General features: G+C 35.7%; 15 protein-coding genes. 5 read left to right on the top strand and 10 right to left on the bottom strand.

Features of this window, described 5'->3' with window-relative positions:
* Positions 1 to 379: 379 nt before the first annotated feature.
* Complete coding sequence (locus tag EC501_RS14555) at positions 380 to 799, bottom strand: DUF4362 domain-containing protein (protein ID WP_122973028.1); 420 nt, start codon at positions 797 to 799, stop codon at positions 380 to 382.
* A gap of 153 nt (positions 800 to 952) precedes the next feature.
* Between EC501_RS14555 and EC501_RS14550 the strand changes: the two genes are divergently transcribed.
* Positions 953 to 1,417, top strand: a complete 465-nt coding sequence (locus EC501_RS14550) for a hypothetical protein (protein ID WP_122973027.1) — start codon at positions 953 to 955, stop codon at positions 1,415 to 1,417.
* A gap of 93 nt (positions 1,418 to 1,510) precedes the next feature.
* Here EC501_RS14550 and EC501_RS14545 read toward each other — a convergent pair whose 3' ends face one another.
* The 9 genes from EC501_RS14545 to EC501_RS14510 form a co-directional block, all read right to left on the bottom strand.
* Positions 1,511 to 2,314, bottom strand: a complete 804-nt coding sequence (locus EC501_RS14545) for a hypothetical protein (RefSeq protein WP_122973026.1) — start codon at positions 2,312 to 2,314, stop codon at positions 1,511 to 1,513.
* Position 2,315: 1 nt separating this feature from the next.
* Positions 2,316 to 3,188, bottom strand: a complete 873-nt coding sequence (locus EC501_RS14540) for an ATP-binding cassette domain-containing protein (RefSeq protein WP_122973025.1) — start codon at positions 3,186 to 3,188, stop codon at positions 2,316 to 2,318.
* A complete protein-coding gene (locus tag EC501_RS14535; RefSeq protein WP_122973024.1) occupies positions 3,185 to 3,562 on the bottom strand; it encodes a GntR family transcriptional regulator in 378 nt (125 codons plus the stop codon). Before EC501_RS14535 ends, EC501_RS14540 begins: the two co-directional genes overlap by 4 nt.
* A gap of 202 nt (positions 3,563 to 3,764) precedes the next feature.
* Positions 3,765 to 5,477, bottom strand: a complete 1,713-nt coding sequence (locus tag EC501_RS14530) for a methyl-accepting chemotaxis protein (RefSeq protein WP_122973023.1) — start codon at positions 5,475 to 5,477, stop codon at positions 3,765 to 3,767.
* Positions 5,478 to 5,743: 266 nt separating this feature from the next.
* Positions 5,744 to 6,205: a GNAT family N-acetyltransferase gene (locus EC501_RS14525; RefSeq protein ID WP_122973022.1), complete on the bottom strand. Its 462-nt coding sequence runs from the start codon at positions 6,203 to 6,205 to the stop codon at positions 5,744 to 5,746.
* A gap of 148 nt (positions 6,206 to 6,353) precedes the next feature.
* Positions 6,354 to 7,118: a GNAT family N-acetyltransferase gene (locus tag EC501_RS14520; protein WP_122973021.1), complete on the bottom strand. Its 765-nt coding sequence runs from the start codon at positions 7,116 to 7,118 to the stop codon at positions 6,354 to 6,356.
* Between the two features lie 103 nt (positions 7,119 to 7,221).
* On the bottom strand, positions 7,222 to 7,584 hold the full coding sequence (locus EC501_RS14515) for a YunG family protein (RefSeq protein ID WP_122973020.1): 363 nt from the start codon (positions 7,582 to 7,584) through the stop codon (positions 7,222 to 7,224).
* A gap of 82 nt (positions 7,585 to 7,666) precedes the next feature.
* Complete coding sequence (locus EC501_RS18415) at positions 7,667 to 7,831, bottom strand: DUF5320 domain-containing protein (protein ID WP_158599721.1); 165 nt, start codon at positions 7,829 to 7,831, stop codon at positions 7,667 to 7,669.
* A gap of 305 nt (positions 7,832 to 8,136) precedes the next feature.
* Positions 8,137 to 9,117 (bottom strand): ABC transporter substrate-binding protein, encoded by a 981-nt coding sequence (locus EC501_RS14510; RefSeq protein ID WP_122973019.1) that lies wholly within the window; start codon positions 9,115 to 9,117, stop codon positions 8,137 to 8,139.
* A 151-nt stretch (positions 9,118 to 9,268) separates the two neighbouring features.
* Here EC501_RS14510 and EC501_RS14505 point away from each other — a divergent pair, with 151 nt between their 5' ends.
* The 4 genes from EC501_RS14505 to EC501_RS14490 are packed head-to-tail and all read left to right on the top strand — an operon-like array spanning position 9,269 to position 12,915.
* Positions 9,269 to 10,267: a FecCD family ABC transporter permease gene (locus EC501_RS14505; protein WP_122973018.1), complete on the top strand. Its 999-nt coding sequence runs from the start codon at positions 9,269 to 9,271 to the stop codon at positions 10,265 to 10,267.
* A gap of 1 nt (position 10,268) precedes the next feature.
* Complete coding sequence (locus tag EC501_RS14500) at positions 10,269 to 11,324, top strand: FecCD family ABC transporter permease (RefSeq protein WP_122973017.1); 1,056 nt, start codon at positions 10,269 to 10,271, stop codon at positions 11,322 to 11,324.
* A 15-nt stretch (positions 11,325 to 11,339) separates the two neighbouring features.
* Entirely contained in the window at positions 11,340 to 12,170 is an 831-nt protein-coding gene (locus EC501_RS14495; RefSeq protein WP_122973016.1) for an ABC transporter ATP-binding protein, read from the top strand.
* On the top strand, positions 12,148 to 12,915 hold the full coding sequence (locus tag EC501_RS14490; protein WP_122973030.1) for an IucA/IucC family C-terminal-domain containing protein: 768 nt from the start codon (positions 12,148 to 12,150) through the stop codon (positions 12,913 to 12,915). The genes EC501_RS14495 and EC501_RS14490 overlap by 23 nt, the downstream gene beginning before the upstream one ends.
* Positions 12,916 to 12,948: the final 33 nt, after the last annotated feature.

Raw genomic sequence — 12,948 nt, 5'->3', positions numbered from 1 at the left:
GTAAATAACTTTTTCGACATGTTCTTCCGCTCCATCAACCATTTATTTTATTTCATTATAAATAAAAGTACCCTATAAGAGAGACCTTTTTTCAAGTGTCTTTCTTATAGGGTACATTTTATTTCAGCCGTCACTTTTTTCCATACATGCTTTTATTGCAACATGAACATAATTGTCCAAATCTAAAAAACTTCTTCGTTTTTATATATGCACCTTTTATTTCGGATTTTGAAAAAGCTTTAACGATATTGAGTTAAGACTATTTGTTTCTATGAAAAGTATTTTTGAACAACGACCGTCATCCACAATGTTTTGGTTTTTTTATTGGGTCCATTATATTGTTTTTATTCCGTTTATTAAGGGAGAAAATCCATTTTTACTATTCCTGTACAGTAAGTATAATGTTGACTTCCGAATTTCCGCTCCCCTCTAAATTATATTCCGTATCTTCTCCTGTTTGTATTTCCTCAATGGAACTGCATGTTGTCTGGCTAACGCTTCCTTGACCATACTTATCTCTCCGAGTATCATAGGTTGAATGAATGATTTCTCCATCATACTCTAGAACATGCAAAATGGGATCTCCTTCTATTGTATAATGAACGATTCGAACTTCATCTTCTTTCCCTTCTTTCATGTTGCTAAGAAATTGTTCAAATCGCTCGATATTTTGTATTCCATTAGGCTTATTTACTACATCCTCTGGAGAAGAAATAAATTCAGGTATTTTATCTGCACTTTGACAACCTGATATAAATATCAAACTGAATAAAACAAATATTCCATTTCTCCAATTCATACCTATACACCTCTTTTATCATTATTTATTTGTATCTGATAGTCGGTTTAAATAAATTCCAATGTCATTTCTATAACTAGAAGTCTTTGACTAAAAATTCCATAAAAGTTAGAATCTTAAGTATCTTAATTGTTGAAGGAAGGCTCTTTTCTAATGAAAAAAACATGGATTAAGCGTACTGTCCTCGTTACAATTCTAGTTATTATTCTCGTATTTTATTGGAATGAATACCGAACAAAAAAACTCGTAGAGGCGTTTTTTGATACATATCAGCTAAGTGAAGAAATACATGACATTACCATTATTAACTTAAGTGAAGAAGACATATTGAAGGCTTTTACGATAATTGATGAAGAGCATCCCCTTCACCCCACTGTTATAAATTCTATTGAAAAACTAACTGTAAAACGCATACCTGATTATAAAGAGACTTTTTCTTTTTCAGAAGGTTATTCAGTTTTCTTTATTTACAACAATACATCAAACCATATTTATATAAACAAAAACGGTATCGTTTATTTTAACGGCAAGGAATATGAAATCCAAGGAAAGGAAATTGTAAAAGACCTTTTCGAAATACTTGAAAGAGCAGAAAAAAACAAGCCAGATGTAAAATAAATTTAGTTTTCCTCCCCCAGTAACATTACATAACCGTCGGATAAATAAGGACCAATAAAAAAGAGCTAACCCTCCCGGATTAACTCTACCAAACTAATACTTCACAATTATTTTTTTCGTCAATAGACGAATTATCCAACAGTAAATGGCAATTAACACGAAAGTTCCGATTACAGAAAAAGCGAGGGGTAACTCTGTTATTGTTATAAAACTTGGAACTGGTAAACCTAAGCTAATGGATATTAAAATATCCTCAATATAAATTAAAACAAAGGCTAGCACAATTGATATGATACCGAATATACCGAATCGACTAAAGGCCGCACCAATTAACCAACCCGCTACATAATAAGTAAAAATATTTATTGCGAAAATGAAGATAGCTAGTAGCCAACTAGAACTAGGGTCTTCATACGGTGTGAAAATGATGGATAAAATTAAGTCTGCAATAAGGTGCCCTTCCGTCTCGTTCATCGATCCATCTAGTGGATTCATATTTACCGGAATGTTCAAAAGGTTCACGATGAAAGTTATTATTGCGGAAATAATCGCACCAGCAACCGGAATCGTAATCGCAAGGCCTAACGTGCCAATTAATGTCCCCTTGAAATAATCTTTTCTTGTAACACCATTGCTCACATAATGGGATAGTACGCTCACAGCTGAAATAATCCCAATGACCAGCATAAAAATATTGGAAGCAATGAATAATGAATCGAAATACGTATTTACGCCACCACTATCTTTAAATAGTGAAGATACGATTTTAACATCGCTAAATATCGATGACATGATTTTCACGAATTGAATAATGAGCATGACCCCCATAAAGCCAAATGCCCACGATCCTTGGACTAAAAACATATCCTTTGCTACTTTAGGATAAATTCGTGGCATCTTATTCTTCCCCCTCTGTTAAATGAATAAATAGGTCTTGTAGTGAGATCGGTCCAACTTCCAAACCATTTTGATGGGCGAGCTTGCGATTTGCATCACTTAATTCCCCATAAACCATAACGGATTTTGTATTTCCTAATTGTTTCGTATTTAATATGTTCATAGATTGCGTAAAGGCATCAACAGCTTCACTTGCCCCTGTAATGGAAGCCCCTTTTGTCACAACCGTTTCATAATCTTCATGGAGTACAAGTTGCCCTTTATTTAAAATCAAAACTTCGTCAAATAAATAATCCATTTCAGATACAAGGTGTGTCGAAAGGATGATGATACGGGGATGCTCAGATTGGTCTTCCAACAACTCTTGATAAAAGATTTCTCTAGTTGGGGCATCCATCCCGTTATAAACTTCGTCAAAAATCGTAATCGGTGTACGACTAGCTAAACCTATTACGGCATTGACCGCTGATTGCATTCCCTTAGAAAGCTTACGAATGGGCTTATCAACAGGTAAGTTGAATTTCTTCACTAAGTAATTGGCATATTCCATATCAAAATTTGGTCGATACCGCTGAACATCTCCCAATATTCGTTCCAATTTTTCTGTTTCATCTTGATTGTCTTTATTGAAGATGAAATTCACTTGTTGCATGATTTTCGCATTTTCAAAAGGAACTTCCCCATTTATTTTTAACGTGCCATTCGTCGGTTCACGAAAGGATGCTAGTATGGATAATAGGGATGTTTTACCTGCACCATTTCTACCGATTAATCCGTATATTTTATTGTCACTTAACTGAAAGCTAACATCTTTTAACGCATAATAGTTACCAAATTGGAGAGAAAGATTTTTCACATCAATTTGCATGGTCATTCCCCAGCACTTCCTTTACATTTTTTTATTAAATCAAATAGTTCCTGATCGCTTATGCCTAATTTATTCGCTTCTTGAACGAGACCTACAACAAAATTATCTAAAAAAGCATCTTTTCTTTTCTGGATGAGTTTTTCTCTTGCACCTTCTGCTACGAACATGCCGATTCCTCTCTTCTTAAATAAAATGCCTTCTTCCACTAGTTGATTAACCCCTTTCGATACCGTTGCATGATTGATCTTATAAAAACTTACAAGCTGATTTGTAGAAGGTGCTTGCTCTCCTTCTTTCAATTGTTCGTCTACGATTTGATCTTCAATTTTTTCACGTATTTGCACATAAATTGGTTTATCTTGATCTAATAAATTGCCCAATTCTTTCACCACTTTTCACTTTTAATCTTGCCATTTAAACCCCTTCATGACACTTTAAGTTTTATGGTTATATACTTATGTGTATAACCATATCAGCATACCACTTTTCTGTCAATAAAAAAATGCTAAGGAAATTAGATCGTTTCCTTAGCATTAACTTTATCGATTTTGTTTAATAGAATGACAGATAGCCATTTTAGTTCTAAATTTTAAAGATAGAGACGGATTCATTTAATTTTTCAGCTAAGTTTGCTAACGACTGGGAAGTTGCAGCTGTCTGTTCACTTGCTGCAGCGGCTTCCTCACTTGTCGCCGCAATACTCTCTACTGCCTGCATTACGCCAGTTGATTGTGAAGATTGCTGAGCACTTGCTGATGCAATACTCTCAATGGCCTTCATTACATGGCTAGATTGTGTAGATTGTTGGACACTTGCAGAAGCAATTTCCAATGTCTTTTCGTTTGCCTTAGCCATCATTGCTGTAATTTCATGAAAGGCTTGTCCAGTACGTTTTGTTGATTTTACTCCCTCAACTACAGCGTGTACACTTTGAGACGTGTTGTTTTGAATCCCTTTAATAATTGTGGTAATTTCTTTCGTCGCATTGCTAGACTGTTCTGCCAGTTTACGAACTTCTTCAGCTACAACCGCAAACCCTTTGCCGTGCTCACCTGCTCGAGCCGCTTCAATTGCTGCATTTAAGGCTAACAAGTTTGTTTGGCTTGCAATATCATCGATCACTTGAATAATATCTCCAATATGATTTGCCTCTTTTTCAAGCAATGTCATTTGATGGCTAATATCCTCCATACCTATAATCGATGCTTCTACAACTTTTGTTCCGTCGACCGCTACTTTAGACAAATTATCACTTAATGTCGCTGTTTCATTCGCATTATTCGCAACCAAATCAATTGCTTTATTCAATTCTCCGAACAACTCTTTTATTGTTTGAGCATCGTGTGCTTGACTATCAGCACCTTTAGCAATTTCTTTAAATAATTCAGTAATTTTTTGGGCGTCATTGGCTTGAGTTGTCGCACTGCTTGCAACTTCTTCTGTTGTTGCCGAAATTTCTTGAGCAGATGCTGATACATTTTCGGCAGATAAAAGAATTTCTTCTACTGTTGAACGCAAGCTTATAACCATGTTATTAATGGAAAGAGCTAAGTCACCTACTTCATCCTTCGTATTAATAGAGATTGTTTTTGTCAAGTCCCCTTGTGAAACATCTGCAACTAAATCGGAGACATCTTTTAAAGGTTTCGAAATTAGTCTTGCTATAACAATGCCTAAACCAATTGCGAATAGAACGGAAAGAATTAGCACAATAATCGTAATGATGGTAGCAGAATTATACAGTTCTTTCGACTCCATATTTGTTGTATCAGCTAAATGAATATTTAAATCAATAAGATCTTTAAGATATCCTTGTACTTTATCTCCTGCTTCCGCAAACTCAGGTGCTATTTCTAAATAACTTTCAACATCACCCGCATAAGCAAACTCCAACGCTGTATCATAAATGGATAAATAATCGTCGAATGCAGGATAAATTTCGTCAAGAATTGCCTGCTCTTCCGGGGTAATAAATGTGTTACTGTACTTTTCCAACTTACTTTCTATCTCTTTAATCGCTTGAGCACTTTGTTCATTTAATTCGTCTTTTCTCTCTTTCGTCGTCGATGTAAACATCATGTCCCGAATGAGTACGCGCAGTCGTTGATAATCAGTCTCTGCCCGACCTAAATCACTTATCGGTACTACTCGTTCCTCATACATAAAACCAATTTTCTCATCCATATTACTTAAATTAATTAAACTGTAAATTCCTACTAAACCTATAATTAAACTCATTACAATGAATGAACTAATCAATTTAGTAGATGTTTTTAAGTCTTTAAACCACTTCAAAAATAAACCCTCAACTTTCTTTTTCTATTTCTCTGATGACAATGACAGAGTTTTGAATAATTCGGAGTGGAAAGACTTTGGAATGGGTACTTTTTCTTATCTAAACCACTTCGTTTAACCTATTATAAACGTTGGATTCAATATAAAAAAGGACCATTATTAGGTATTATTTTAGGTATAAATAACTAGAACCATTGATTCTATTCACAAACCTTCATGTACTTTTTAATTTTCTCCCTCTTCTTATTTCCAAAAGCAAACCCATCTTATTTTGGGAAAAACTCCATCGGCTCTTTACAATGAACGTAACCATTTTTCTCATAATAATGAATCGCTTCATCACTTGGCCATACAATAACAAATTCATACCCATTTTCTTTCACCCAATTATTTATTGACCTTAGCAATTTACTTCCAACTCCCTTATTTCTATACTCGGGAATGGTATAAACATTTGTCATATACGCAAATGGATGAGTGACTCTACCTGGTCTTGGTACTTTTTGAATTACCTCTATGTATATATGGGAAGCCACTTTTCCATTTTCCTCAGCAACCCAAATGAACCATCTATCATTTTGAATGGCATCTTCTAAAAAAGCATGACACTCCTTTTCGAAATCCTCGAAAGATGCATTCTTTTTACTTTCATCGTGCTCAATCGTAAAATCCCATCTCATTTTGATTAGTTGATCAATGTCTTTTGTTTCTGCGAGTCTAATATTCATCACATTTCCTCCCCGTTTTGTAGAATTGTTACTCTACTAATCCTTTCAACAAAAAAGAGCATAAATCCTTTGATATATGCTCATCACAGTTTCGTTTTCCATAATAAATAAAGTTCCATACAAATGTCCCAGTGTATATGAGATGAATTTAATCCATAAGCTCTTTTAACCGCTTCATTACCGAATGAATCGTCAATCGATGAAAGGAAATAAGAGTTCCCTTAAAGACAACGGAAAAAATACCATATGGCGTTGGGGATAACTCCATTAACTCACCTCTATTTTTCAAATCAATTACGTTTACATCCAATCCTAGTTCATTTGCAGCGGTAATTAGATTTTCTGTTGCTACTTCTACATATGGACATTGAAAAGAACGGAGTATTGTAAGGTCTTGAAATCGTTGTATGCGATTCTCCCAATTAGTAGGAAAGGTAGGTAAAGAAGTGTTATTTTCAAACCGATAGACGAGCAACTCAAATTGATAAGGTGCTGTATCTACCAACTTAAAGTTGTTTTTCAAAAAAATCTCTTTACTTGGTGTCCAAGAAGTTTCCGAGTTTGTTACAACTATGACACCTTTTTTCAAACGACTCTTTGCATCTTGAATACATTTGTTAATAAGTTTAGCCCCGTGACCTTTACCTGTTTCACTTACCCAAAGACAATGAATAACTAAATAATCATCAGCGTGAACGACTCGAGAAGAAAATTCTGCATCCGTATATTCAATAAACCCTACTTGTTTATTGTTTTTTAGTAATTGAATATACTTCAAACCTTCTTCAAATCGTTTGTTTAGCCATTTATTTTTATTTATGTATCCTTGTGATTTTTTCTTACTTCTAAGACAATAGCTTCCTATACCTTCTAGCATTTCAGTATTGACCTCAATCATTTGAATATTAGCCATTTAATCTCCCTCCTCTTTATAACTATTTCTTCTAACTGTTTCATTTTTCCTTTCATTACAAGAGAACAAAAAATGCCTTGCTGTTTCAAGCAAAGCACCTAGGTTATGATTCATTCTTTAAGTTCATGAATACTGTTTGTTTTAAATAGCTGTACTGTGATTCGTTCGTATCAGCATAGGCTTCCTCTCGGTTCGAGAGAACATCCGTATAAACGATGTCTTCTTCAAATTGTGAAGCTGTAAAATCAAAACGTTCCCCGCTAATTACATTATAAAAGTGCCATCCATCTGGTAGTTTCGTCTTTCTGATTTCCCCGCCTAAAATGTCGTGTACAACTAATGCCGTTACTCCACATTGGCCCTTTGCAGGATTATCCGCGCTCCATTTTGAACTAGATTGTAAAGACCACGATTTTCGCAATGACTTCTTGATGCGTTCTGTTTGGTCGATTATATGACTTTCCATGAAAAAAGCTCCTTTTACTTTTCGCATTTATAAAAACGAATTCTGCTCCATTCTAGCGGAATAATACTTTTTATTTCTCAATCTATTTTTGCTTTTCCTCTAACTCTTTTATTTGTTTTTTTATATTTTTCAATTCCGTCTTTAAAGCCTTCACTTGTTTTGAACTATCAACGCCCATTTGAACTCCGAAGGTTACAAAGAGAAACAAAAGGGCTAATCCAATAAAAGTAATAACATATACTTCCATTACTTGTCACTCCTCTTTGTATAGTGATACCCTTATTACGAAAAGGAAAACTCAGCGATGAAAGCTCTATTCATTCCATTACCTTTCCAATAGTAACCGTCCCCGACTAAGTAAATCGCTAATAATGATAGGACGATATTGAATGAATAGTAGTTCCTAGATGAATTCAAAATTTTTAATAAATATATGTTTTACTTGTACTAGATTTTACCTTTGCATGAAAAATCTTTGTTAAGGCTAACTTGAGTAAAACAAAAAAGTATTTAGAACGAACTTGTTCTAAATACCTTACTTGATTTTAAGGCTTATTTGCCTTCAAGGAAAAATTTTTCGATATCGTCTAACATTAAGTTAGCAGCCTTGACGCCTCCAGCTGTATTCCAAATTTCATCACTTACTTTATGAATGTTCCCTTCTTTAACGGCACTTAAGTTTTTAAATAATGGATCATTCACCCATTCTTCTTCTAGTTTAGAAGCTTCACCATCACCTGTTTCATAAGAGAAGTAGAAAATCATATCTCCATCCATTGCAGGTATACGTTCTTTTGTTACATTTTTTTCCGCAAAATCATCCACATTTTGTGATTCTGGACGGGCAAATCCTAATTGATCTAATATCACACCAGAGAATGTATCTTTATGATAGATTCGAACATCTCCTGCCATAAAGCGTACCATCGATATTTCTTTTTGTAATTGGTCACCTAATTTGCTTTTTAAATCCGCAATACGGTTATCAAAATCGCCAATTACTTTTTTCCCTTCTTCTTCTTTGTTCACAGCTTTAGCGTAAAGCTCAAAGTTTTTCTTCCAATCTCCACGAAGATCTTCAGCAAATACTGTTGGGGCAATCGATTTTAACTGTTCATAAATTTTTTCATGACGCATTTTGTTCCCGATAATTAAATCAGGCTTTAATGATGCAATCGTTTCTAAACTTGGTTCACCTTCCGTACCAACACTCGTGACCCCTTCCATATCCGCTTTAATATGGTCATACCAAGGATCGCCAGTCCAAGACTCTACAGCTCCTACTGGTTTCACGCCTAAAGCTAATAAAGCCTCTGTTCCTTCGTTTGTTAAAATAACCACACGTTCAGGTGTTTTCTTTATTTCCGTTGACTCCATTGCGTGTTCAACTGTATAACTTTCTGTACTTGATGCTTTATCAGATGTACTATCTTCCTTCGAAGTTTCTGCCTTGTTTCCGCACCCACTTAGTACGACAACAAATAGTAAAGCAGTAAAAAATAAAAGTTTACTATGCTTAAAAAAGTTTATCATTTTTCTATCCCCTTTTGAGAATGATTTTCATTTACATTCTGAATACTATTGGATAAAATAATCTCTGTCAATATGTAATTGAAAATGATAATCACTATTATTTTTTCGACCATTTCTCAAATTATAAATAGATACATAGGGAGAAAACGATATGCAACTTCATAGCAAAAATGGAAAAGTAGCTGGATTAGTATTAGGAGTTATTTTACTTCTAATCGTAAATTTTCTAAGCCTAGTTCTTGGCTATACGGATTTAACGTTCCATACAGTAATCGATGCCTTTAGCCATTTTGACGGCTCCAATGAACATATCATTATTCAAGATGTTCGACTACCGAGGGCTTTAATTGGGACAGTTGTAGGGGCAAGTTTGGCGATAGCTGGGGCTTTATTGCAAGCCTTAACTAGAAACCCTCTAGCTTCTCCAGACATTTTAGGATTTAACGCGGGTGCGAGCTTTTTTATTGTCGTTGCACTCATGTTATTTTCTATCTCTTCTTTACAAGCAACAACTTGGATTGCTTTTTTAGGCGCAATGATTGCAGGGCTCTTAGTGTACTTTTTAGGCTCCGTTGGTCGGGACAGCATGACACCTATTAAAATGACCCTTTCCGGGGCCGCCATTGCAGCGCTTTTTGGTTCGTTAACTCAAGGACTACTTGTTATGGATGAATCGGCTTTGGATCAAATGTTATTTTGGATGTCTGGATCTGTTCAAGGGAGAGAACTAGCCATTTTACTATCCGTACTCCCCTATATCATCATTGGGGTCGTAATCGCTTTAGTGATAGCTTCGAAGATAAATATTTTAACGATGGGCGATGATGTAGCGAAAGGATTAGGACAACGGACAGGATTTGTAAAGTTAGTAACGGGGCTAGCGATTATTTTACTTGCTGGTGGTTCTGTTGCGATTGCTGGTCCCATCGGATTTATCGGTATTGTCGTACCACATATTGTAAGAACGGTTGTAGGAATTGATTATCGATGGATGATCCCTTACTGCGCAATCGTCGGAGGAATTTTCCTTGTGATAGCGGATATCGGTGCACGATATGTACTGATGCCGGAAGAAGTACCCGTTGGTATTATGACGGCACTCGTCGGTATACCATTCTTTATTTACATTGCAAGAAAAGGTGGAAAGTAACATGAAAAAATATACTTCAGTAAGAGCTTTTCGGGAGAAATTCTCTTTTTTAGTGGATCATAAAGCATTTAAATATAATGTCTCTTTCCTTCTTTTTCTTTGCTTTCTTTTCCTTTTAAGCGCTGGGATGGGAGAGCAATATTTTTCTCCTTGGAAAGTATTCAATATACTTCTAGGGAATAGTGATAGTTTTGAATCGATGGTCGTTGAATCTTTTCGAATGCCAAGAATTTTAATATCCATTTTGGTTGGGATTAGTCTGGCAGTAGCCGGAGCCATTTTACAATCCATTCTTCGAAATCCATTAGCATCACCGGATGTAACGGGCATTACCGGTGGAGCATCAGTCGCGGTCGTGTTATTTTTAGCACTTTTTAGTAACGATAGTAATGTTTTAACGGTAAGTATCCATTGGATGCCCCTTGCCGCCTTTATAGGAGCAACGATTATTGCCTTTCTCCTTTATATCCTTGCATGGAAAAACGGCCTATCCCCTTTCCGTTTAGTACTAATCGGAATTGGTTTATGGGCATTAACAAAAGCGTTAACGAATTTATTTATGATTTTAGGTCCGATTGTTCAGGCAAGTCAGGCGAATGTCTGGATAACCGGCTCCGTTTATGGATCGAATTGGAACAATGTTCAAATTTTAGCGCCCATCACCATTGTCTTATTAATCATTACGTTTATGATGACGAGACATTTAAATATTCAAGAACTTGGAGAAGACATCGCTTTAGGTCTTGGGACAAAAATTGAAAGACAGCGTTTAGGGCTGTTATTACTAAGTACAGCTCTAATTGGAAGTGCTGTGGCCTTTGCAGGAGGTATTGGGTTTGTCGGTTTAATGGCACCCCATATTGCTCGAAAATTAGTCGGTTCATCCTTTGGCAATCTTTTGCCTCTTTCCGCCATAATAGGAGCTATTTTAGTGTTACTTGCTGATACGATTGGTAGAACGCTCTTTTTACCGATTGAAGTTCCCGCTGGCGTATTTACCGCTACGATAGGGGCGCCTTATTTTATCTATCTTTTATATAGACACCGAAATGCTTAAAAAGGAGTAACGATCATGCATGTATTAGAAACGAAAGATTTAACGGTAACTTACGGGGAACAGATTATATTAGACCAATTAAACATTACGATTCCAAATGGTGAAATTACCGTTCTGATTGGAAGTAATGGTTGCGGGAAGTCTACCCTTCTTCGCTCAATGGCTAGATTACTAAAGCCTCAAAGTGGCGCTATTTTGTTAGATGGAGAAGCGATGATGAAGCTGCCTACAAAGGAAGTAGCGAAAAAGTTAGCGATGCTACCCCAAGGACCTGTATCTCCAGAAGGGTTAACGGTCTTACAATTAGTGAAACAAGGACGCTATCCATATCAAAAATGGTACCAACAATGGTCATCAATGGATGAAGAAATTGTCCGTCATGCCCTACATTCTACAGGGATGACAGAGCTTTCCGATCGTTTAGTGGATTCTTTATCTGGTGGACAAAGACAAAGAGCTTGGATTGCTATGACCCTTGCCCAAGATACAAATACAATTTTATTAGATGAACCGACAACGTATCTCGATTTAACTCATCAAATTGAAGTTTTAGATCTTCTTTTTGAACTGAACGAAAAAGAAAAACGAACGATTGTCATGGTATTACACGACTTAAATTTAGCTTGTCGCTATGCCCATAACATCATTGCGGTAAAAGATAAAGCGGTATTTGCCCAAGGGAAGCCGGAAGAAATCGTAGATCGGGAATTAGTGAAAAGTGTATTTCATTTAGATTGTGAAGTAGTGGCAGATCCTATATTCGGAACCCCTATGTGTGTCCCATATGGGAAAGGTCGACATATGACTGGGGTGAAAAACTCTATTGAACACATTCTCTCCCGATGAATTAAAAATACTTGAGGAAAAATTTCGTTTAACTAACATAACGAATACGTCTCCCCTATCTATTCAAATAAGTCATTTATTAGATGAAGTGCAAATTCATCTTTATTTAACGGCTATAAAAGAAAAAACAAAAGCTGCTAACCTTGGGGTCGCTGCATCCCTTTTCGTTAAACGATATAGTTTTGCCATCCTGACCGCGCTATATTCAATGAGCGTGTTGAACAAACGAATCGACTTTTCCTTTCAAAACGTTTCCATTCAAACGTTAGAGGAATCGGATCCGTTATGGCTACCTTCAATCAAATTTAACAATATAAAGTTAAGTCCGGCACCACAGGACAGGGAGAATTGGAGAAATGAAATTTTAACGAGCATATTTGCGAACCATCTGGACGTTTTATTTAACCTGTTTAACAAAACAACAAAAATATCAAAAATGATCATGTGGGAAAATTTATATCTATACATTGTTTGGATGTATCAAAACTTGTTAGACGACAAGCAATATTCAGATAGATATGACGATATGAAAGAGGATTTTGATTGGATTACTGCAATAGGTAAAGGTATGTTATTCGGTGAATATAAAGAAAATCCGTTTTTAAAATTCCGAGGTCCAAATGATGCTTTCAGTATACTTGACGGTCCAGCACATAATAGAAAAACTTGTTGTTTATCTTATTTAACTGAAAACAAAGGGCGTTTTTGCAAAACATGCCCAATTCGGCTGAAACGAAAATCGTAGTTACTTTTCTTTTTAAAGGCTCAAAATAATAAA

It is taken from the genome of Lysinibacillus halotolerans (assembly GCF_003711845.1).
In the GTDB taxonomy this organism is placed as follows: domain Bacteria; phylum Bacillota; class Bacilli; order Bacillales_A; family Planococcaceae; genus Ureibacillus; species Ureibacillus halotolerans.
Note: the sequence above shows the minus strand (reverse complement) of the source record. Positions and strands in the feature narration are given on the sequence as shown.